The sequence below is a fragment of the Plantactinospora sp. ZYX-F-223 genome (assembly GCF_039649625.1).
Classification (GTDB): domain Bacteria; phylum Actinomycetota; class Actinomycetes; order Mycobacteriales; family Micromonosporaceae; genus Plantactinospora.
In genome coordinates, this window is sequence record NZ_JBDJAV010000022.1 from 115170 (window position 1) to 136899 (window position 21730).

General features: G+C 73.7%; 19 protein-coding genes. 11 read left to right on the forward strand and 8 right to left on the reverse strand.

What is annotated here, in order from left to right; all coding sequences use genetic code 11:
• Positions 1 to 124: 124 nt before the first annotated feature.
• The 7 genes from AAH979_RS22740 to AAH979_RS22770 all read left to right on the forward strand — a co-directional run bounded on the left by AAH979_RS22740 (position 125) and on the right by AAH979_RS22770 (position 9387).
• The gene (locus tag AAH979_RS22740; protein ID WP_346260128.1) at positions 125 to 910 is read left to right on the forward strand and encodes an ABC transporter ATP-binding protein; all 786 of its coding nucleotides are present in this window, start codon (positions 125 to 127) and stop codon (positions 908 to 910) included.
• 153 nt (positions 911 to 1063) lie between these two features.
• The gene (locus tag AAH979_RS22745) at positions 1064 to 2059 is read left to right on the forward strand and encodes an iron-siderophore ABC transporter substrate-binding protein (RefSeq protein WP_346260129.1); all 996 of its coding nucleotides are present in this window, start codon (positions 1064 to 1066) and stop codon (positions 2057 to 2059) included.
• Positions 2060 to 2063: 4 nt separating this feature from the next.
• Positions 2064 to 3263: a siderophore biosynthesis protein gene (locus AAH979_RS22750; protein WP_346260130.1), complete on the forward strand. Its 1200-nt coding sequence runs from the start codon at positions 2064 to 2066 to the stop codon at positions 3261 to 3263.
• Positions 3260 to 5260, forward strand: a complete 2001-nt coding sequence (locus tag AAH979_RS22755) for an IucA/IucC family siderophore biosynthesis protein (RefSeq protein WP_346260131.1) — start codon at positions 3260 to 3262, stop codon at positions 5258 to 5260. Before AAH979_RS22750 ends, AAH979_RS22755 begins: the two co-directional genes overlap by 4 nt.
• A 41-nt stretch (positions 5261 to 5301) precedes the next feature.
• Complete coding sequence (locus AAH979_RS22760) at positions 5302 to 6873, forward strand: IucA/IucC family protein (protein WP_346260132.1); 1572 nt, start codon at positions 5302 to 5304, stop codon at positions 6871 to 6873.
• Between the two features lie 73 nt (positions 6874 to 6946).
• Positions 6947 to 8086 carry an alanine racemase gene (locus tag AAH979_RS22765; RefSeq protein ID WP_346260175.1) on the forward strand — a complete coding sequence of 380 codons (1140 nt, stop codon included), beginning with the start codon at positions 6947 to 6949 and terminating at the stop codon, positions 8084 to 8086.
• A 32-nt stretch (positions 8087 to 8118) separates the two neighbouring features.
• Positions 8119 to 9387 (forward strand): MarR family winged helix-turn-helix transcriptional regulator, encoded by a 1269-nt coding sequence (locus AAH979_RS22770; protein WP_346260133.1) that lies wholly within the window; start codon positions 8119 to 8121, stop codon positions 9385 to 9387.
• 40 nt (positions 9388 to 9427) lie between these two features.
• On the opposite strand, the gene AAH979_RS22775 is transcribed toward AAH979_RS22770, so the two are convergent.
• From AAH979_RS22775 to AAH979_RS22785, 3 genes are all read right to left on the reverse strand, one after another.
• Positions 9428 to 9727 (reverse strand): helix-turn-helix transcriptional regulator, encoded by a 300-nt coding sequence (locus AAH979_RS22775; protein ID WP_346260134.1) that lies wholly within the window; start codon positions 9725 to 9727, stop codon positions 9428 to 9430.
• 3 nt (positions 9728 to 9730) lie between these two features.
• Positions 9731 to 10033 carry a type II toxin-antitoxin system RelE/ParE family toxin gene (locus tag AAH979_RS22780; RefSeq protein ID WP_346260135.1) on the reverse strand — a complete coding sequence of 101 codons (303 nt, stop codon included), beginning with the start codon at positions 10031 to 10033 and terminating at the stop codon, positions 9731 to 9733.
• A 141-nt stretch (positions 10034 to 10174) separates the two neighbouring features.
• The gene (locus AAH979_RS22785) at positions 10175 to 11431 is read right to left on the reverse strand and encodes an erythromycin esterase family protein (RefSeq protein ID WP_346260136.1); all 1257 of its coding nucleotides are present in this window, start codon (positions 11429 to 11431) and stop codon (positions 10175 to 10177) included.
• A 75-nt stretch (positions 11432 to 11506) separates the two neighbouring features.
• Here AAH979_RS22785 and AAH979_RS22790 point away from each other — a divergent pair, with 75 nt between their 5' ends.
• Positions 11507 to 11698 carry a DUF2795 domain-containing protein gene (locus AAH979_RS22790; protein ID WP_346260137.1) on the forward strand — a complete coding sequence of 64 codons (192 nt, stop codon included), beginning with the start codon at positions 11507 to 11509 and terminating at the stop codon, positions 11696 to 11698.
• Between the two features lie 219 nt (positions 11699 to 11917).
• On the opposite strand, the gene AAH979_RS22795 is transcribed toward AAH979_RS22790, so the two are convergent.
• Positions 11918 to 12574, reverse strand: coding sequence for a response regulator transcription factor (locus AAH979_RS22795; protein ID WP_346260138.1), 657 nt, complete (start codon positions 12572 to 12574; stop codon positions 11918 to 11920).
• Entirely contained in the window at positions 12538 to 14466 is a 1929-nt protein-coding gene (locus tag AAH979_RS22800) for a sensor domain-containing protein (protein WP_346260139.1), read from the reverse strand. Before AAH979_RS22800 ends, AAH979_RS22795 begins: the two co-directional genes overlap by 37 nt.
• Before the next feature lie 133 nt (positions 14467 to 14599).
• Between AAH979_RS22800 and AAH979_RS22805 the strand changes: the two genes are divergently transcribed.
• Positions 14600 to 15388 (forward strand): ABC transporter ATP-binding protein, encoded by a 789-nt coding sequence (locus tag AAH979_RS22805; protein ID WP_346260140.1) that lies wholly within the window; start codon positions 14600 to 14602, stop codon positions 15386 to 15388.
• Positions 15373 to 16920: a hypothetical protein gene (locus AAH979_RS22810; RefSeq protein WP_346260141.1), complete on the forward strand. Its 1548-nt coding sequence runs from the start codon at positions 15373 to 15375 to the stop codon at positions 16918 to 16920. The genes AAH979_RS22805 and AAH979_RS22810 overlap by 16 nt, the downstream gene beginning before the upstream one ends.
• A gap of 67 nt (positions 16921 to 16987) precedes the next feature.
• Here AAH979_RS22810 and AAH979_RS22815 read toward each other — a convergent pair whose 3' ends face one another.
• The 3 genes from AAH979_RS22815 to AAH979_RS22825 form a co-directional block, all read right to left on the reverse strand.
• Entirely contained in the window at positions 16988 to 17893 is a 906-nt protein-coding gene (locus AAH979_RS22815) for a Gfo/Idh/MocA family oxidoreductase (RefSeq protein WP_346260142.1), read from the reverse strand.
• A gap of 74 nt (positions 17894 to 17967) precedes the next feature.
• A complete protein-coding gene (locus AAH979_RS22820; protein WP_346260143.1) occupies positions 17968 to 18693 on the reverse strand; it encodes a hypothetical protein in 726 nt (241 codons plus the stop codon).
• A 114-nt stretch (positions 18694 to 18807) separates the two neighbouring features.
• Positions 18808 to 21090 carry a UvrD-helicase domain-containing protein gene (locus tag AAH979_RS22825; RefSeq protein ID WP_346260144.1) on the reverse strand — a complete coding sequence of 761 codons (2283 nt, stop codon included), beginning with the start codon at positions 21088 to 21090 and terminating at the stop codon, positions 18808 to 18810.
• Between the two features lie 272 nt (positions 21091 to 21362).
• Here AAH979_RS22825 and AAH979_RS22830 point away from each other — a divergent pair, with 272 nt between their 5' ends.
• Complete coding sequence (locus AAH979_RS22830; protein ID WP_346260145.1) at positions 21363 to 21728, forward strand: hypothetical protein; 366 nt, start codon at positions 21363 to 21365, stop codon at positions 21726 to 21728.
• Positions 21729 to 21730 lie beyond the last annotated feature (2 nt).

Consider the following 21730-nt stretch of genomic DNA (forward strand, 5'->3'; position numbering starts at 1 on the left):
AGCCGTCGCGCGGTCCAGGTGGAGACAGGTTCGGTGTCCGGCGGGGCGTACGCCGGCCCACGACGGCAGGACATCTCGACCGGTGCCGGCGACCGGCGAGGCCCGACGATAATGTGGAGGACGAATGACCGCGCTGCTGGGCAGCGACCTTCGGCTGGGGTACGGCGACCGGATCGTGGCCGAGGGCCTCGACATCGAGCTGCCGGCCGGCAAGGTCAGCGCGCTGGTCGGGCCGAACGCCTGCGGGAAGTCGACGGCGCTGCGGGCGCTGTCCCGGCTGCTGGCACCGGCCGCCGGGGTCGTCTATCTCGGCGGGGACCCGATCGCCAGCCTGTCGAACCGGGAACTCGCCCAGCGGTTGGCGCTGCTGCCGCAGTCGCCGATCGCCCCGGACGGGATCACCGTGCGGGACCTGGTGGCCCGGGGGCGTACCCCGCACCAGCACTGGTGGCGGCAATGGTCCCGGGCCGACGAGCAGGTCGTCGACGCGGCGCTGGCCGCCACCGGCACCGCTGAGCTGGCCGACCGGAACCTCGACGAACTCTCCGGCGGGCAGCGGCAGCGGGTCTGGATCGCGCTGGCGCTGGCCCAGGACACCCGGGTGCTGCTGCTGGACGAGCCGACCACCTATCTGGACCTGGCCTACCAGGTGGACGTGCTGGAGTTGGTCGCCGAGTTGAACCAGCGGGACGGCACCACGGTGGTGATGGTGCTGCACGACCTGAACCAGGCGTGCCGGTACGCCGACCACCTGGTCGCGATGCGGGCCGGCCAGGTCGTCGCGGCCGGACCGCCGACCGAGGTGGTGACCCCGGAACTGGTCCGCGAGGTGTTCGGCCTCGACTGCCGGATCATTCCCTGCCCGGTGGCCGGCACGCCGATCGTCGTACCCGAGGGGCGCCGCCGGTGACCGGCGGTACCGGTGCCGGCAGGCCGGGTGGGTCGGTGACCAGGGGCGACACGACGCGGTGATCGGGTTCGCAGTTTCCATTCAGCGGTGAGCAAGGCTAACCTAACTACGAAGTAGGCGAGCCTTACCTTAGTACAGGAAGAAGGAAGTTCCATGCGTCGATTCGCGCGCGGCACCGGGGCAGCCCTCCGGCTCGCCGCCGGCCTGACCGGGCTGACCCTGGCCGTCGGGCTGTCGGCCTGCGGCACCTCGGACCCGGCGGGCGGGACCGACACCGGTCAGGGAGCCGCGGTCGACGCCGGATTCCCGCGCACCATCACCCACGACAAGGGCAGCACCGAGATCAAGGCGAAGCCGCAACGGATCGTGGCACTGGACAACAGCCTGGTGGAGGCGGTCGTACTGCTCGACCGGCCGCTGGTCGGCGGGATCGCCAGCTACCGGAACCAGCAGACCTTCCCGGACTATCTCGGCGACGCGGTCAAGGACACCAAGGACATCGGCCCGCTGGACAACCCGAACCTCGAACTGATCGCCTCGCTCCGGCCGGACCTGATCGTGTCGGCGACCGTCCGGCACGAGGCGCTCTACGACAAGCTCTCCGCGATCGCGCCGACCGTCTTCGTCAAGACCACCGGACCGATCTGGAAGGACAACATCACCCTGCTCGGCAAGGCCCTCGGCGAGGAGACCAAGGCCGAGCAGGAGTTGACCGCGTACGAGGCGCGGGCCAAGAAGATCGGCGACGAGGTCAACGCCAAGGCGAACAACCCGTCCGTCTCGGTGGTCCGGTTCGTGGACGGCCCGACCCGGCTGATGGCGAAGGCGTCGTTCATCGGGATCATCCTGGCCGACGCCGGGCTGAAGCGCCCCGCCTCGCAGAACGAGGAGACCTTCGCCACCGAGATCAGCGAGGAGCAGATCGAGCTGGCCGACGCGGACCACATCTTCGTCACCACCTACAGCGGCGGCGAGAGCTACAAGGAGAGGTTCCAGGCCAACCCGCTGTGGACCCGGCTGGCCGGGGTGCAGGCCAAGCACCTGTACGAGGTCAAGGACGAACTCTGGATGACCTCCGTCTCGGTCCAGGGTGCCCACTTCGTCCTCGACGACATCGCGCAGACCTTCCAGGTCGACCCGGCGAAGTAACGCCGTGCGGCTCTATCTGACCGCGCTCAACCCGACCGACTCGGTACTCGACGGCTTCCTGCCGGCGGCCGCCCGGCTCGGGCTGCCGGTGACGGTACTGACCGACCAGCCTGCCGCCTGGCCGGCGAGCCCGGCCCAGCGGTCCGGGGCGGAGGTGGCCGGCGCGGACGTCCGCGACGTGCGGGGCGTACTCGACGCGGTGCACCGGGGCGAGCCGCCGGTCGCGCTGCTGTCCAACAGCGACCACCTGCAGACCCCCACCGCGCTCGCCGCGGAATACCTGGGACTGCCCGGCAAGGACTGGCGGGCGACGCTGCGTGGCAAGGACAAGCGGCTGACCCGGCGTACCGTCGCCGACGCCGGACTGGACCGGGTGGCGGCGGTGGCGCTCGGCCCGGACGACTCCCCGGAGCGGGCCGCGACCGTGCCGTTTCCAGCGGTGGTGAAGCCGCGCGAGGGCGTGGCCAGCGAGGACGTCTATCTGGTCGACGGGGTGACCGAGCTGCGTCGCCGGGTCGCGGAGATCCGCGCCCGGCGGCCCGGCCAGAGCCTGCTGGTCGAGGAATACCTGGCCGGTGACCTGCACACGCTGGAGACCCTCGGCGACGGCACCACGACCGCTGTGCTCGGCGGCTGGCGGACCAGCCTCGGACCGCCGCCGACCTTCACCGAGGAGGCCCTCGACTGGGCACCCGAGCTGCCGGCGCCGCTGCTGGCCCAGGTGCTCGCCCAGCTCGACGCGCTCGGCGTCGGCTTCGGCGCCTGCCACACCGAGTTCGTCGTCGCCGACGGTCGGGCCCGGCTCGTCGAGGTCAACTACCGGCTGATCGGCGACCGGGTCGACCTGGTGATGGCCGAACTGCTCGGCCTGCCGCTCTTCGCGCAGGTCATCCGGATCCACGCCGGCGATCCGCTACCGGCCCTGCCCGACCCGGTGAGCCTGGCCCGGCACGCCCGGGTCGAGTGGGTCTGTGCCGACCGTTCCGGGACCCTGGTCGCCGCGCCGGGCCCGGTGGACGCGACCGGACCGGGCGGGGTCCTGCTCGGCTCGCGTCCACTGCGGACGGTCGGGGTGACCGCGCCGCTGACCGGTACCAACCGGGACTATCTGGCCGCGCTGCACGGGATCGGCCCCGATCCGGCGACCGTGCGCGACGCGCTCCGCGACTTCCGGGCGGCCCACCGCTGGAAGATCGAGGCATGACGACGCAACGGCGAGGGCAAAAGGGCAGCGGATCCGGCGGTGGCTTCCGTGGGCGGGGCCAGCGGACCTCCGCAGGCGGTGCGGTGGCCGGGGCCGGCGCCGACGCCGCCGAGCGGCAGCTCTTCCAGCGGGTACTGGACACACTGCTTCGCGAGGACCACCTCGGCCTGGCCGGCAACGGGCAGCGCAGCGGGCGATGGTGGCTCACCCGGATTCCCGGCGCCCGGCTGCGGCTGCCGGTCGAGCCGGACGGGTTCCAGCACGAACTGCGTACCGCCCGGCCGGAACTGGTGGTGCTGCCGGACGACGGGCCGGAGCCGGCCGTACCGCCCGACGACCAGCCGGACCCGGAGCGGATGGTGCTGCGCGACGGCGGGACCGGCTCCGGTGTCCGGGGACGGGTGGTGCGGAGTCTCGACGGGCTGCTCGACGTGCTCGCCCCGGTGGACGATCCGGAGGCCGAGGCCGGGTGGGCCGCGTTCCGCGCCGAGTGCCGGGACGATCTCGTCGCCCGCCGGCTCGCCGCGCAGACCCGCTCCCGGGTCTACCCCGACCTGCTCGCCACCCGCGCCCGCACCCCGGACGGGATGGCCGGAGCGCTGCTCGACGACGTACTGGCCGCCCGGGCGGACCACCCGGTCTATCCGACCAGCCGGGCCCGGATCGGCCTGGACCGCACCGCCCTGCTCGGGTACGCCCCGGAGCACGCCCCGACCTTCGCGCTGTGCTGGCTGCCGGTGCCCCGCGCCGAACTGACCCTCACCGGTGCGCTGCCGGACTGGTGGCCGCCGTCCGGTGAGCCGGAGACGGTGCTGCTGCCGGTGCATCCGGTCACCGCCGACCGGCTCCACCTGCCGGTCCGCGCCGACGTGCCCGAGGTACTCGTCCGGCCGACCCTGTCGACCCGGACGGTGGCGCTGGTCGACGACCCGTACACGCACCTGAAGCTGCCGCTGGCCACGGCGGCGCTCGGGGCCCGGAACATCCGTACCATCGCGCCGGGCACCCTGGTCGACGGCGCGGAACTGCACCGGCTGCTGGCCCGGATCGCCGCCGCCGAGCCGGCGTTCGCGGGTCGGATCCTGCACGCCGACGAGAGCTGCTACGGCCATGCCGGCGATCCCGCCCGGTCCTTCCTGGTCCGCCGCTTCCCGGCCGAGCTGGCCGGGCGGGTCGTGGTCCCGGTCGCCGCGCTGGCCGCCGAGGACCCGGCCGGCGGTACCGTCGCGCAGCGGGTGGCCGGGGCGGATCCGCGCCCGCTGCTGGAGTCCTATCTGGACCTGCTGGTCGACTGGCACGGTTATCTCTGGCTGCGGCACGGCATCGCGCTGGAGGCGCACCAGCAGAACATCCACCTCGTCCTCGACCCGCCCGGTGACACCGGCCCGCCCGACGACACCGGCCCGGGCGCCGGCGCCGGTCCCGGGGCGGGCGGCGGCACCGGAGCCGGTGGTGGCCCGGCTGCCGCCGGCCAGCTCGGGCGGCAGCGGACCGGATCGGCCGGCGGCGGGCTGCGGCTGCTCTACAAGGACAACGACGGTGCCCGGCTGGTCCGGCGCCCCGGGCCGGCCCTGCGGGACGAGCGGATGTGGGTCACGGATCCCGGCGAGCTGGCCGACGTGTTCACCACGATCACCCTGCACCTCGCCGCCGCCGCGCCGCTGCGCGCCCTCGCCGAGCGGGGTGTACCGGTACCGGCCCCGGGCCCGGCGCTGCGCCCCCGGCTGCTCGCCACCCGGGACCGCTGGACCAGCACCCCACCCCGCACGACCCCACCCGGCCCGGCCGACGGCGTCACGAACGCACCCGGTCCGGTCGGCTGGGACGTGGCCGCCGCCGGGCGGCTGCTCACCGAGCGCGTCCTGACCGCCGACCACCTGCCGGTCAAGGCGATGCTCACCGCTGGAACGCTGCTACCGAAGCAGCGCACCGGCTGTGCCGACATCAACAAGTACTACCTGCGTACCGGTCCCAACTATCTGCGGTCCGATCGATGACCGGGGTCGGGGGCGGGCCGCGTCGCGGCAAGGAGCTGTCGATGACCGCCGCTGTGTCCCGGCCCACCGCCGACCTTGCCAGCACGCACACGCTGCTCGGCTGTGTCGCGCGGGAGGTCGCCGGTCCGGACCGGCAGACCACGCTGGCCGACGGCCACGCCGTGGTACGGCTGCCGCGCAGTGCCGTACTGCTGCGCTGTGCGGTGGCCCGGGTCTCCGAGGTGGGGGCGCACCGCTACGAGGGCCCGGTGCAGCGGTTCTCCGCCGGCACCTGGTCACCGGTGGACGCGGCCGGGCTCGCCGCCCTGGTCGCCGACGAGCTGACCCTGCGCACCGGGGTCCGCAACGACGAGTTCGCCGGGCAGGTGGTGGCGAGCCGGGACGCGCTGGACCGGGTGCTCCGGCTGCGCCCGCCCGCCGATCCGGACCCGACCGGCGACCCGGTAATCGACTCCTATGTGGACTCAGAACAGTCGCTGGTGCACGGCCATCCCCGGCATCCGGCCCCGAAGTGGCGCAGCGGCGACGTCGAGGCGTGGAACGCGTACGCTCCCGAGCTGCGTACCAGCCTGCGGCTGCGCTGGATCGCCGTACCGGCGGCGCTGCTCGGCTCGGACGGACCGTTCGACGAGCTGATCGAGGTACTCGATCCGCCCCCGGCGCCGGCCGGGCACGCCGTGCTGCCGGTGCACCCCTGGCAGTTCGAGCTGTCCCGGCCACTCGACCCCCGGCTGCGCGACCTCGGCGTGGCCGGTGCGGTGCTGCGCCCGACCGCCAGCGTGCGGACCCTCTACGCACCCCGGGCGGACCTGTTCGTCAAGACCAGCCTGCACGTCCGGATCACCAACTGCGTACGCAAGAACGCCCGCTACGAGTTGACCGGCGCGGTGGCGCTCACCCGGCTCCTCGCCGAGCTGCCCCTGCCGGCCGGGGTGGCGCTGCTGCCCGAGCCGGCGTACCGGACGGTGGAACTGCCGGGGCTGGACGAGACGTACGGGGTGATCCTGCGGGGTGGGCTGCGCCCGCACCTGGCCGAGGGCGAGACGCCGCTGATCGCCGCCGCCCTGGCCGCCGCGCCGCTCGCGGTGGCCGACCCGGTCGGCTGGTGGGAGGCGTACGTCCGGCTGCTTGTCCCGGCGGTGCTGGACCTCTGGTGGCGGCACGGGGTGGTACACGAGGCCCACCTGCAGAACGTGGTGGTGGTGCTGGACGCCGACCGGTGGCCGGTGCGGATGCTGCTGCGCGACCTGGAGGGCGTCAAACTCGACACCGAGCGCCGGGCCGACTGGCTCGCTCGGCTGCCGGCCCAGATCGGGTACGACCCCGAGCAGGCGTTCAACCGGGTCAGCTACTGCCTCTTCGTCAACCATCTGGTGGAGCTGGCCGGAGCGCTCGCCGACGCGCATCCCGGGGTCGAGGCGCGGCTCTGGGCGGCACTGCGCGAGGTGGTGCTGGAGACCTCGGCCCGGCTCGGCGATCCGCCCCGGCTGCGTGCCCTACTGGCCGGCGTACCGCTGCCGGTCAAGGCCAACCTGCTGGTCCGCTGGCAGCGGGCCGCCGACCGGAACGCCGGCTACCTGCCGTTCCCCAACCCGATCGGAGGTGCCTGGTGAGCGCGAGGAGTGAGCCGGGTTTGCGAGCCCCGCAGCGCGAACGAAAGGCGGGCCGGTGAACCTGGGGCCCGGTATCGACCGGCCGAGTTACTGGTACGACCTGGCCGGGCTGGACGCCTCCGTGGCGGCGATCCGGGCCGCGCTGCCGGCCGGGGTCGAGCTGCTGTACGCGATGAAGGCGAACCCGGACCCGGGAATCCTGCGTACCCTGGCGCCGCATGTCGACGGCTTCGAGGCGGCCAGCGGCGGCGAGCTGCGCCATCTGGCCGAGGTGTTCCCGGGTACCCCTCCGGCGGCGTTCGGCGGGCCGGGCAAGACCGACCCGGAGCTGGCCGCCGGGCTGGCCGCCGGGGTGCGCCGGTTCCACGTCGAGTCACCGACCGAGCTGCGCCGGCTCGACCGGCTGGCCGGGCACCGGGGCACGGTCGCCGAGGTGCTGCTCCGGGTCAACCTGCCGGTGCCAGTCGGCGACGCGGTGCTGGTGATGGGGGGCCGGCCCAGCCCGTTCGGGATGTCTCCGGCCGACGCCCGGGCCTGCGCCCGGCTCGACCTGCCCGGGATCCGGATCCGGGGCGTGCACGCCCACCTCGGCAGCGGGCTCGCCGCATCCGGTGCCGCCGCCGTGGCCCGGACGGTCGTGGAGTGGGCGGTGGCCGAACTCGACGCCCGCGAGGTGAACGTCGGCGGCGGCATGGCGGTCGACTACGCCGATCCGACGGCCCGGTTCGACTGGCCGGCGTACGGCGCCGCGCTGGCCGAGCTGCTCGCCGAGCATCCCGGCCGGACGCTGCGGATCGAGCCGGGCCGGGCACTGACCGTCTACTGTGGTCACTACCGGGTCCGGGTGCTGGACGTGAAGCGCTCCGGTGCCGAGTGGTTCGTGGTGGTGACCGGCGGCACGCACCAGCTCCGTACCCCGGCCGCGAAGTCGCACTCCCAGCCGTTCACCGTGCTGCCCCGGCCGGAATGGGGGTACCCGTTTTCCCGGCCGGTCACCGGGGCCGGCCCGGTGACGATCGTCGGGCAGCTCTGCACCCCGAAGGACGTGCTGGCCCGGGTGCCGGACGCGGCCGAACTGCCGCCACCGGGCCGGATCGCGGCCGGCGACACGATCGTCTTCGGCATGGCCGGCGCGTACGCCTGGAACATCAGTCACCGGGACTTCCTGATGCACGACCCGCCGGAGTTCCGGACCGGAGTGCCGGAGGACTGACCGCCGAGAAGTCTCTGACTATAGTCAGAAAAATGACGGCGACGATCGAACAGGCGGCGGCGATCGAACAGGCTCAATCGGTCCGCGATTTCAACCGCTACTACTCGCAGCGGATCGGGCTGCTCACCGACCGCTATCTCGGCCAGGACCGGCCGCTCAGTGAGGCCCGGCTGCTCTACGAGATCGGCACCGGCACGCCCGTCCGCGACCTGCGTACCCGGCTCGGCTGGGACTCCGGTTACCTGAGCCGGTCACTCCGCTCCCTGGAAGGGCAGGGCCTGGTCCACCTCCGGGCGCACGAGACGGACGGCCGGGTCCGGGTCGCCGAGCTGACCGCCGCCGGCACCGCCGAACTCGCCGAGCTGGAGCGGCGTGCCACCGCCGCCGCCCACGAACTGCTGGCACCGCTCACCGCCGCCCAACGGGCGGAGCTGATCGCCGCCCAGCACCGGACCAGCCGGCTACTCCGGCTGGCCGCCGTCACGGTCAAGGTCGTCGAGGCCGACTCGGCCGCCGCCCGGGACTGCCTGACCGAGTACGCCGCCGAACTGTCGACCCGGTTCCCCGAGGGCTACGACAGCCGGGCGCTGGTGGACCCGGCCGAGGTCGGCGGGGCCGGCGGCGCCTTCCTGGTCGCGTACGAGCATGATCTCCCGATCGGCTGCGGCGGGATCCGGACGTACGCGCCCGGTGTCGCTGAACTGTGCCACCTGTGGGTGCATGCCGACGCCCGCGGCCTGGGGCTCGGCCGCCGGCTGCTCGCAGAGCTGGAACGGCAGGCGGTGACCCGAAGCCTGCACACCGTGCGGCTCGGCACCCACGGATCGCTGCCCGAGGCGGCGGCCCTCTACCGCTCGGCCGGCTACCGGCAGATCCCGGTGTACGGCGACAGCCCGTACAACCAGCTCTGCTTCGAGCGGGTCGTCGCCGGTGACGTACCCGGGAAAGCGCTGCCGTCGCTGGACGGCCGGCGGTTCCGCGCGGTGGGCGAGGTCGACGGCGGCGAGGTCGGTGCCGCGACCGTCTTCGACTACCGGGAGCACGGCGGGGAGATCTCGGCGACGTACGCCGGCGGCAGTGTCCGGACCGGCCATCTGGTCGGCACCCGGGACGGCGACACCCTCGACTTCCGCTACGTGCAGCTCAACACCGCCGGCCAGACCTCCACCGGGCACTGTGTCAGCCGGATCTCCGTGCTGCCCGACGGCCGCCTCCGCCTCGACGAGACCTGGTCCTGGGAGTCCCGCGAGGGCTCCGGCACCAGCGCCGCCGAGGAGGTCGAGCCCCACAGCGGCGGGTAGGCCGGCTGGATGGATCGCTCGCACACGCCAAGCAGGATCCTCACGCCGCAGTGTCGCGTGGCTCGAAGCTGACCTTGAGAATCACGTCCAGCGACGCGGCCAGCCGCTCCAGCACTGGCAACGTCGGCACGGTCCCGCCGGCCTCGAAGCGAGCGACCGCCGACTGGGTCATCCCGGCTGCCTGGGCAAGCTGCGTCTGACTCCACCCCCGGCGCTCACGCAGTTCCCGAACCGCACGGCCCAACTCGAACGCCAACCGCGCCGCGTCATAGGCCTCCACAGCTCCAGGCTCGGCCATCCGCCGATCCCGCATCGCCGTCCATTCCGCCCGTTCGCCCATGACTCAGCCTTCCTCCTCGAGCTGGTGCGCCTCGTCCACGCACCGGGCAAACGCCCGGCGCGCCCGGTCGATCTCCCGCTCGTCGCGCATACGTGTCTTGTAGAACACCGTCAGCAGGATGATCCGCCGATCGGCCGCTATCCAGTACGTGATCCTCACCGCCTGCCGCTCCAGATAAAACCGCAACTCACGCAGCTTCCCGTCAAGCTGCTTCGTATACGGCTCACCCAACAGCGGGCCGTCCTCCGCCAGCAGATCGACGTAGAACGCCGCCCGGGCGAACAGTGCGGTCGGCAGGCTCTCCAACCACTTCTCGACCTCCGGTCCAGCTCGACCACACCCCAGGCCATAGCATCAATGCTATACCAGCGGTAGCGCTGGGCCATGCGGAAGAATCGATCGAATCGGCTGGCGCACGTCGAAACCGCTGCTCAGCGGCCTCGGCCGTTAGACCCCGGACGGGTACGTCTCCAGTTCGCCGGGGGCCGTCGAGGCGGGCAGCGGGTGCACCGCGGTGGTGTGGTCGCACCAGATGAAGGCGTCGTACCGGTCGCCGAGCCGGGTCGGCACGTAATTGCCCCACGCCTCGAACGACGGGTCGTAGACCACCCCGATCGCCCGGTGGTCGGCCTCGTCGACCAGCCAGTCCGGCCGGTCGACGGAGTCGAAGACCAGCATGGCCCGCTCGGGCAGCATGTGGTGCAGCCGCTCCTCCACCGACCCGGCCCGGGCCACCGGCACGGTCATCACCTCGGCCGGCGCGCCCCACCGGGTGCCGGCGACCACGCTGCCCTGGTAGCTGCCGAAGCCGACCAGCACCACGTCGTCGGCGCCGTACCGCTCCCGCGCGAGCTGGCCAATGTTGATCATCCCGCCCTGGGCCATGTCGGTGGCCCGGGCGTCGCCGATGTGCGTGTTGTGCGCCCAGACCACCGCCCGGGCCTGTGGGCCGTACCGGTCCAGCAGCCGGTCGAGGGTGTCGGCCATGTGGCTGTCCCGGACGTTCCAGGACTGCGGGCCGCCACCGACCATCGCCCGGTAGTACTTCTCCGCGCCGGCCACCACCGCCGCGTTCTGCCAGGCCGAGAAGGCGTCGGCGCCGTCGGCGGCGGCCCGTTCCCGGGTACGCGCCAACAGCCGCACCACCTCGGCCTCACAGCGGGCCGAGACGAACCGGCTGGCCAGCCCGTACTCCTCGATCCGGGTGCCGTACGGCTCGAAACACCGGTACGCCTCCTGGGCGGCCTCCAGCGACGCCGGGTCCTCCTCGCCCAGGTAGTCCAGGATCGCCTGCATCGAGTCCCACAGGCTGTAGACGTCGAGCCCGTGGAAGCCGACCCGTTGCCCGTCCGGCCGGTCCAGGTTGCAGGCCCGGAGCCACCGGCAGAACCGGGCCACCTCGGCATTGGCCCACATCCAGGTCGGCCACCGCTCGAACCGTTCCAGCGCGCGCTGCGGGTCGTCGTCCCCGCCCGGGGCGGCGACCACCGAGCGGTGTACCAGGTCGCAGTCCGGCCAGTCGCCCTCCACCGCCACGAACGAGAAGCCGCACTCGGCGATCAGCCGCCGGGTCAGCTGCTCGCGCAGCCGGTAGTAGTCGTACGTGCCGTGGCTCGCCTCGCCCAGCATCACCACCCGGGCCGAGCCGATCCGCTCCAGCAGCGGATCGAAGTCGTCCGGGGCCCCGAGCCGGTGAACCTGCATGGCCGGCGGCTACCCTGCGGACCGGCCGGGTAAACCCCTGGTGTGGGTGGGACTGGACCGGGTAAACGACCAGGTATGCGAGCTAACGCGATCCAGTTGCAGGAGTCGCTCGCCGGACTGGACTACCCGGTGTCAAAGGAGGACCTGGTGCGCTGGGCCCAGGAGACCGGCGTCGACACCCAGACTCTCAAGCTGCTCCAGTCGCTGCCGGTCGAGCAATTCCAGACCCCCGCCGAGATCGGCAACGCGATCATCGAACTCTCCTGACCCGCTGCCGGCGCGCTGCCGTCCGGCGGCACGTACTGGAGCCACGGCGGCTACATCGCCGACAACGGCGTCACGGCCGACGGCCGACGCAGTGTGGTGGTCTCGATGTCCAGTGTGCTGGGCCACTCGCGAGCCGACCACCTGCGACAGCAGCGCACCGCCGACACCCTGGTCGGGAACGCGCTCTGCGGCCGGAGGTAACCGCCGGCTGAGCAGACGTCAACCGCCGGCAGCGCCGTTCAGGTACGCCAGAACGGCCAGCACCCGGCGGTTGTCGTCGTCCGACGGAGCCAGGTCGAGCTTGCCGAAGATGCTGGCGGTGTGCTTGCCGACCGCACTCTCACTGAGGAAGAGCCGCTGCCCGATGGCGCTGTTGGACCGCCCCTCGGCCATCAGCTCCAGCACCTCCCGCTCCCGGGGTGTCAGCCGGGCCATCGGCGCGTCCCGGCTGCTCCGGGCGAGCAGCTTGGCGATCACGTCGGGGTCCATCGCCATGCCGCCGCCGGCCACCCGGCGGACCGCGTCGACGAACTGTTCCGCGTTGAAGACCCGGTCCTTGAGCAGGTAACCGACCCCGCCGGTGCCGTCGGCGAGCAGTTCCCGGGCGTAGAGCTGCTCAACGTGCTGGGAGAGCACCAGCACCGGCAGCCCGGGCACCTCCCGGCGGGCCGCCAGCGCCACCTGGAGCCCCTCGTCGGTCTGGGTGGGCGGCAGGCGTACGTCCACCACGGCCACGTCGGGGCGCAGCTCCAGCAGCGCCGCCAGCAGCTCCGGACCGGTCTCCACCGCCGCCACCACGTCGAAGCCGTGCGCGGTCAGCATCCGGGACAGGCCGTCCCTCAGGAGATAGAGGTCCTCGGCGAGGACAACGCGCACGGCACCTCCAGAGTCACCGTCGTCGGGCCGCCCGGCGGACTGCTCAGGTCGACGACGCCGTCGAATGTACCGAGCCGGCGGGCGATGCCGCGCAGTCCACTGCCCCGCGCCTCGTCCGCGCCACCGCGTCCGTCGTCGGCGACCACGATCCGCAGCCGGCCGTCGGCGTACCCGAGTCGGACGGTGATCCGGGCGGCCCGGGCGTGCTTCACCGCGTTGGTGAGCAGCTCGCTCACCGCGAAGTAGGCCGCCGACTCGATCGGCTGCTCCGGCCGGCCGGGCAGCGCGGCGGTGACCTCGGTCCGGACCGGCGTGTCCAGGGCGAGTGCCCGGACGGCGTCGACGAGACCGCGCTCGGCGAGTACCGGCGGATGGATGCCCCGGACCAGGTCGCGCAGTTCGGTGAGTGCCTTGGCCGACGCCTGCCGCGCCTCGGCCAGCAGCGCCCGGGCGGCCTCCGGGTCCTTGTCCAGCAGGTATTCGATGTTGCCGAGGTTGATCCCCATCGCGACCAGCCGGGCCTGGGCGCCGTCGTGCAGGTCGCGTTCGATCCGGCGCAGCTCGGCGGCCTGGCCCTCGGTGGCGTCGGCCCGGGTCTCGGTGAGCCGCTGCACCCGCATCGCCAGCTTGGCCCGGGCGGTCGGGGCGAGCAGCAGCGCGGTCCACCGGCCGTTGAGCCGGAGCACCGCCGGGGCGGCCAGCAGGCCGAGTGCGGCCAGGGCCAGCCCGACCGGCACCGCCGCCGCGTCGTGTCCGGCGACCGAGGCGTACCAGTCGGTGCCGCCGTCCGCCCGCAGCCCGACCAGCATCCACAGCCTCGGCATCGCCAGCCCGAAGATCCCGTAGCCGATCGCGGCGAGCGGGGCGGCCAGGGACAGCCCGCCGACCACCGGGTCGAGCAGCAACCATCCGACGTCCCGCCAGCTCGCCCGGTCCCGGGTGAGCCAGCGCAGCCGCAGGTCGTACGCGGCCCACCGCTCGGTCTGGTAGAGGTGGTTGCCCACCTGGTAGCGGCCGTCAGGCCGGCGGTCCGGCCTGGGCCGGGGCAGGTACGGCGACTCCACCGCCACCCCGCTCCACCGCCCGGCCAGGTGTCGGCGCAGTTCCGGCAGCCACCGGATGTTCTGGATCACCGGTGGCAGCACCACCACGATGCCCAGCCCGTAGGTCAGCAGCAGGGCGACGACGCAGAGCGCGGCCAGGGGCAGGGCGAGCAGGCTCAGCCCGAGCAGGGAGAGCAGCCGGAGCAGCAGCAGGAGTTGACGTCCGTACCAGACGCGGAGGCGGCCGGGCTGCCGATCGGTCTGAGCCAGCCACCACCGGGTCCACCGCAGGTGCAGGGTACGCAGCCAGGGCGACACCGCCAGCCCGGCGGCGGCGACGGCGAGTCCGGCCGGTACCGCCCACCAGTGCCGGCCGGCGGCGGTCACCGCGTACCAGCCGCCGGCGCCGACCAGCACGACGGGCAGGCCGCCGAGCAGCAGCCCGACCGCCGGAGTGAGAGTCATCCAGCCGAGGTCGCGGAAGGTGGCCGGATCGCCGAGCAGCCAGTCCAGCAGGCGGAGGAACTTGGGCACCCAGGGCCGCCGGTAGAGCCGGTTGTCGTGCAGGTAGCGGCCGTCCGCCTCCGGCTGCGGCGGCTCCGGCCGGGGCCGGTACGGCGACCCGAGCGGCGTACCGGGGCCGGCGCCGGCGAGCCGCCGCACCATGTCGGTCAGGTGCCGCCCGGCCAGGATCGGCACCGGCACCAGGAAGAGCAGGCCGAGCCCGAAGCCCGGCACGAAGAAGACCAGATGCACCAGCAGCGCCACCGCCCCGGCCAGGCCGAGCCCGGCCAGCGCCGCTGTGTGCAGCAGGGCGAGCCCGGCGGCGCGTACCGCTCTGGTTGTCATGCGGTCAAGTCTGGCCGGTCCCGGCCGGCGGCGGCAGTGCCGGAAGGCGCCGGGCGGGGGTGGGGCTAGCTACACCTCTGCCCGGTACCCGCCCCCATCGTGGTCGGCACCGGAAATTCCTAGCGTTATCGGCATGGATATCAACGTCTCCCAGCCGGCGGAGCCCGGGCCGGCCGCGCTGCGGCTCGTCGGGCTGACCAAGCGATTCGGCGACACCGCCGCCGTCGACTCCGTCGAGCTGACCGTCCCGGCCGGTTCGTTCTTCGGCCTGGTCGGCCCGAACGGTGCCGGCAAGACCACCAGCCTCTCCATGGCGGTCGGGCTGCTCCGGCCGGACGCGGGTCGCGCCGAGATCTTCGGCGTGGACGTCTGGCAGGACCCGATCGAGGCCAAGCGCCAGGTCGGGGTACTGCCGGACGGGCTGGCCTTCCCGGAGCGGCTCACCGGCCGGGAACTGCTCGGCTACTTCGGGCGGCTCCGGGGCATGCCGGCCGACCTGCTGGCCGGGCGGATCGACGAGCTGCTCCGGGTACTGGACCTGGAGCGGGCCGACCGGACCCTGGTGCTCGGCTACTCGGCCGGGATGCGCAAGAAGATCGGCCTGGCCACCGCGCTGCTGCACGCGCCCCGGCTGCTCGTGCTGGACGAGCCGTTCGAGGCGGTCGACCCGGTCTCGGCCGCGACCATCCGGGCCATCCTGCGCCGGTTCGTCGCCGGGGGCGGCTCGGTGCTGCTCTCCAGCCACGTGATGACGCTGGTCGAGCAGGTCTGCGACTCGGTCGGGGTGATGGACCGGGGCCGGGTGGTGGCGGCCGGCCCGCTGGCCGAGGTCCGGGGCGGCCGGAGCCTGGAGGAGGCATTCGTCGAGCTGGTCGGCGCACCGGTGCCGAACGGGGAGGAGCTGTCGTGGTTGGCGTCCTGATCGAGCTGCGGCTCACGCTGCTGCGCCGGTCGTTGCGTGGCACCCAGGGCTACAACGTCGGGTTCGGTGCCCTCTGTGGGCTGGCCGGAGCGGTCGGCATGATCTGGCTCGCCGGCCGGGGCACCCCGGCCCGGGCCGGTGACCTGCTCACCCTGACCCTGGCCGGCACGCTGGTCGGCTGGCTGGCCGGGCCGGCCCTGGGCGGCGGCGGTGACCTGGGCATCCGCCGGGAACACCTGACGCTGCTTCCGGTGCGCCGCCGCGACCTGCTCCTCGGCCTGTACGGCGCCGCGCTGACCGGGGTCGGCCCGGCGGTCACCCTGGTCTCGGCGACCGCCCTGGTGGCGTACGGCGCCCGGCTCGGCGTCGTACCGGCGCTGGTCGGCGTGCCGGCCGCGATCCTGCTGGTACTCCTGCTGGTGGCGCTCGCCCGACTGGTGGTGGCGACCCTCGGGGCGGTGCTGGGCGGCCGACCGAGTGCCGCACTGAGTGCGCTGCCCTGGGCGGTGATCACCGCCGGGATGGCGCAGTGCTGGGTGGTCTTCGTGGCGCTGGGCGGCAGCGCCCGACCGTTCGCCGACGGGCTGCCGGCCGCGGCCGCCCGGGCGCTGCGGATCGTGCCGTCCGGCTGGCCGGTCGTCGCGGTCTCCTCGGCGCACCGGGGCGACTGGGCGCTGGTCGCCGCCGCCCTCGCCGGGCTGGCCCTGCTGACCGCCCTGGCCCTGCTCGCCTGGGCCTGGCTGCTGGACCGACCGTCCGCCGCACCCGTCTCCCGGGTGGCCCGGCGTACGGCCGCCCGGCCGCCGGCGGGCTCCGCGTTCCGCGCCGTACTCGGCAAGGAGCTGCGTACCTGGTGGCGGGACCTGGTCCGGATCCACTACCTCAGCTTCGCCCTGGTCTACGGGCTGGTCTTCGTGCTGCTGCCGCTGGTGATCCGGATCAGTGACCTGCTGCCGCTGGCCGGCCTGGTGGTAGCGATCATGCTGGTCTCCTGCTCGGCACACCTCTACAGCTCCGACGGGACCGCCCTCTGGATGACCCTGATGGCGCCCGGGGCCGAACGCGCCGACGTACGCGCCCGGCAGGTCGCCTGGCTGCTCGTCGTCGCGCCGCTGGCGGTGGTACTCACCCTCGCCGGCCTGGTCGGCGCCGTGCACTGGTGGACCCTGCCCTGGGTGACCGGGCTGCTGCCGGTGGTGCTCGGCGGCGGCTCCGGGCTGGTCGTGCTGGTCTCGGTACTGGTGCCGATCCGGATGGCGGACCCGCACCGCCGGGGCGGCAATCCGGGTGAGGACGGCGGCCCGGTCGGCGGGCTGGTCTGGCTGATGCTCGGGCTGCTCACGGTGGTCGCCGGGCCGACCGCCTGGCTGCTCTACCAGGGCACCCGGGCCGGCGACCCGGCGATGCTCTGGTCCGCCACCCCGGTAGGGGTGGCCAGCGGCCTGCTCCTCGCCTGGGTGCTGGGACGGCTCGCCCACCGGCGGCTGGCGGCCCACGGCCCGGAACTGCTGGCCCGGGTCGGCACGGCCTGAGCCGCCGGCCAGGCAGTCCGCGGGGGTCGGGCCGGCACGGGGCGGCCCGACCCCGCGGACGTCGGGATCAGGACGGCAGGGTGACGGTGCGGCCCTGTTCCCGGGCGGTCTGCGCGGCGGCGAGCACCGCCACCACGTCCCGACCGAACCGCACGTCGCACTGCTGGTCGCGGGTGCCGCTGTCGACCTCGGTGCAGAGCTGCTCGACGGCCAGCCGGAGCGCATCGACCGGCGTGCCGTCGCGCTGCGGGACGACGTCGATGCCGTCCTCGCCGTGGAAAGCGAACTCGAAGGCGGTCGAGGCGGGCGGGGCGTCCAGGGCCAGCGACAGGGTGCTGGTCGCGGTCTCGCCGTGCGCCAGCGTCAGGTGCACGCTGTTCCGGGGTCCGCCCATCGCGGCGACCTGGGTCACCTGGCCCAGCACCGGCAGGATCAGCGAGACCGCGTGCGGGCCGACGTCCCAGAGCGCGCCGTGCTCCCGCCGCCAGGCCGATCCGCCGTACGGGTTGCCGGGCTGGAAGATCGACGCGTAGTGCACGCCCCGGGCGCCGTGCCAGCCGCCGGTGGCCGCCGCGCTGGCCAGGAAGGTGGCGATGGCCGGCTGGAAGCGGTTGGTGAAGAAGACCACCGATGCGATCCCGCTCTGCGCGGCGGCCGACACCACCCGGTCGGCGTCCGGCAGGCTCAGCGCCAGCGGTTTGTCGAGCAGCAGATGCCGGCCGGCGGTAGCGGCCCGCACGGCCAGATCGGCCTGTACGTCCGGCGGCAGCGCCACGGAGACCGCCTGCACGTCCTCGATCAGCGCGTCGGGGTCGGAGTAGGCCGGTACGCCGTACCGGGCGGCCAGCGCCTCGGCCTTGGCCGGGTCCCGGCCCCAGACGCCGGCGAGCCGGGCCCGGGGATGTCCGGCGAGTGCGGCCGCGTGCACCTCCGCCGCCCAATGACCGGTGCCGAACAGTCCAAACGTGAGCACGGGAATCCCCTCTTCGCGCCGCTGTGAGCAGGGAATTCTTCCTAACACACCCGGTCGGGGCCGGCCCGGCCGACCTAACCGGTCCGCCGTCGGCGCCGCCGGGTCCGGCCGCGCCGCTGGGTGAACCGCTGGACCGTGTGGTACGCCTCCCGCACCTCGGCCACCGACCGGTTCGCCTCGGAGAGCAGTTCCCAGGCGACGGCTTCGGCGGCCCGGGCCTCCTGCTCGGCCCGCCGGGCCCGGACGGCGGCCCGGTCGTACGCCCGTCGCGCCTCGGCCAGCCGCATCCGGGCGACGTCCAGCAGCCGCTCCCGCTCCTCCTGTGCCGGGTCCCAGTTCCCGGTACGCCGGAACACCTCGCGCAGTTGCGGCAGCGAGAGATCTCCCCGCCGGTACGCCGCCAGGGCCGCCCGGGACACCGCACGGTCCCGCTCCGGATCGGGCTCGGGGTCGCGGACCGGTGCGCTGTCCGCCGCCTGCCGGCCGGCGACTACCGCCTGCCGGGCCCGGTCGTACTCCCCCTCGGCCGCCTCCTGGTCCGCCCACGCCTCGTCCCGGTGCCGTTCGGCCTCGGCCAGCGCCACCCGGGCCGCGGCGGCGACGGCGGTGGCACGGCCGGCGTCGGTCTGGGTCGCCACCGCGTACGCCTCCAGCTCCTCGACGGCGGCGCGCAGCCGCTCAGGATCGGGTCGCGGGGTCCTCGGCCGGTCCGCCACCACGGCGAGGACGAGGAGGGAGAAGAGCACCACACCACCGGCGATCAGCAGCGCGGAGACCGCGTCGATGCCGGACAGGTCCACGCGGTGGGGCTCCCGGTGAGGGTGGCGGTCGGGGGTGACCCCAATCATAGAAGGTACTGATATTCCCGCCATGATCGCCCGGTGCCCCGGGAGTACGCGCAGGACAGGCGGAGCTCAGTCGCGCAGGGCCTCCGGCAGCGCGTCGCGGTGCAGGACGGCCAGGCCCGCGACGGCCCGGGTCAGCACGACGTAGAGCCGGTTCAGGCCGCGCGGTTCGGCGGCCACGATCTCGGCCGGCTCCACCACGACCACATGGTCGTACTCCAGTCCCTTGCAGAGGCTGGCCGGCACCACGGCGACGTCGGGCACGTCGACGAGTCCGGCCAGTTCGTCGGCCGTGTCGTCGGCGGCGACGACCGCGACGGTCGTGCCGCGCGGCGCCTGCCGGGCCGCCTCCCGAACCGCGGCGTGCAGATCGTCGACCCGCCGCACCGACAGCGTTCCGCCGGGCCGGTACGAACGGGTCGGCACGATGCCGGGGTCGAGGACCCGGGCCGCGTACTCCGCGATGACCTGCGGTACCCGGTATCCGGTCAGCAGTTCCAGCGTCCGGACCTCGCGCTTGCCGAGCCGGGTCAGCAGGGCGGGCCACGAGTCGGCCGCCAGCGGATGGGTCGCCTGCCCGAGATCGCCCACCACCGTCATCGACGCGTACTCGGCGCGGCGGGCGATCATTCGGCACTCCATCGGCGACAGGTCCTGGGCCTCGTCGAGGATCACGTGCAGGTAGGGCTCGTCGACCGATGGGTCGTCGTCGGGCTCCGTCACCGGCAGCGGCTCGGCGAGCACCGGCACATAGCCCTCCTCCCCGTGCGGGTCGAACCCGTCGGTCCAGCCGACCACCCGGTGCCCTTCGCGGAGGATGACGGCCTCGGCCCAGCGCTGGGCGGCGGCGATCGCGTCGTTGTCGATCCCCGGACCGGCGAGGGCGATCGGGGTCGGATGTCCGGGCGCGTACAGCTCCCAACCCTCGCGCAGCCCGCAGCCGAGGACGAAGGTCTGCACGGCGCGGGTGCCGGTGGTCAGCTCGCGCAGCCGCCACTCGGGCTCCGGCGCCTTCGGCCGGGCGGGCGGCTCGCCGAGCAGTTCGGTCAGCTCGTCGAGGAGCGGCACGTCGTCCACGGACCAGTCGGGCCGGTCCCGGTAGGAAGCGGCGAGCAGGTCGGCGTCCCGGTCGTCCAGGCCGACGACCCGGGCAGGGTCGGCGAGCCAACGGAGTACGGCCGTCGGGGTCAGCACCGGCCACCATGCCCGGAGGAAGCGGTGGAACTCGCCCCGGTCCCCGACCTCCTCGGCGAACAGCTCCCGGTCGAGATGCCGGCCGTCCAGCCTGCTCCAGAGGGCGTCCAGCAGGATCGCGGCGGCGGCCGGACGTGCGGCGTTGGGCATCGTGCCGGCCGCCTCGCACCGGGTGCGTACCCGGCGGCGGGCCGCCGTCAGGTCGTCCCCGTCGAGGGTGAGCACCTGTCCGGCGTAGACGAGTCGGAGCCGCTCCGGCGCCGTCGGCGGCGTCTGCCACATCGCCTCGGTCAACACGTCCCGGATCTGCTCGTCGCCCTTGATCCGGGCAACCGCCGCCCGGTCCCGGCGGGTGGCGGTCACGCCCGGCACCAGTTCGCCGACGGCGCGCAGGTGCACGCTCTCCTCGCCGAGGGAGGGCAGGACCCGGCTGATGTAGTTGGTGAAGACGGTCGAGGGACCGACCACCAGGATCCGGCCGTCGGTGAACCGGCCCCGGTCGGTGTAGAGCAGGTACGCCGCCCGGTGCAGTGCGACCTGGGTCTTGCCGGTTCCCGGCCCGCCGGTGATCAGGGTGACGCCCCGGGCGGGCGCCCGGATGGCCTCGTCCTGTTCCCGCTGGATCGTGGTGACGATGTCGCGCATGTGCGGGCCACGGGAGCGGCGCAGCGCGGCCAGCAGCGCACCCTCGCCGAGTACCCGCAGGTCACCGGCGTCGTCCGGCGACAGTACGTCGTCGTCGAGGTCGACGACCTGCTGACCTCGGCAGATGATGACCCGACGGCGTACCACGCCGAGCGGCGCTACCGGGGTGGCCCGGTAGAACGGCGCGGCGGCCGGCGCCCGCCAGTCGACCAGGAGCGGTTCCGTACCCTCGCGTACGCCCAGCCGTCCGATGCGGTAGGTCTCGCCGTCGTCGAGGTCGAGCCGGCCGAAGACCAGCCCCTCCGCTTCGGCGTCGAGCGCCCGTAACCGGGTGGCGGCCCGGTGGGCCATCGCGTCACGCTCGACCAGCCCGGTGAGCGGCCCGGCCACCGCCCTCCGGTTACCCTCGTCGGCGAGGGCGGTCGCCTGCTCCCGCATCACGTCGAGCCGCGCGTAGACCCGGTCGACGACGCGTTGTTCGGCGGCGATCTCCTGAGTTCTGGCGTCGGACACAGTGCTCCCCCGGTGAGTGCAGGCGTGGGCTTCCGGCGAGCATATGTACGGTTCAGGGCTGGGAAATCATCATTCGTGCCGACGCGAAAGGGTCGCCACGCTGATATCATGGAAGTCGTCGGCGGGGAGCGGTGCTCACCGACACGCAGGTCGGACCAGACGCCCCGGCCGACGTCCTACTACGTCGGTTAGTAGACTGCGACGGTGAGTCGAGACCCGTCCCGCGCCGCCGCGCTGCCATCTCGCACCGGCACCCACCCCCGGGCCGGCCGATGAACGATTTTCTGGTCGCGTCCTCGATCGTGCTGTCGCTGGTACTCGCGGCCTGGAGCCTGGTGACCACCATGCGGAACCGGCCGCCGGACGTCTCCCACCTCGCCGGCCTGGCCGTGCTGGAGTTGGTCCTGCTCGCGCTCGCCGCCGCGGCGGTGGTCGCCTGGGTCGGCGGCGAGCAGCCCGCCGAGGCCGGCACCTTCGCCGGTTACCTGGTCACCCTGGTCTGCCTGCCGCCGTTGGCCGGCGTGCTGGCCAGGATGGAGCCGACCCGCTGGGGTTCGGTGATCGTCACCGTGGTCTGCCTGGTGATCCCGGTGGTCGTGGTACGCCTGCAACAGACCTGGCAGGTTCCGGGTGGCTGAGA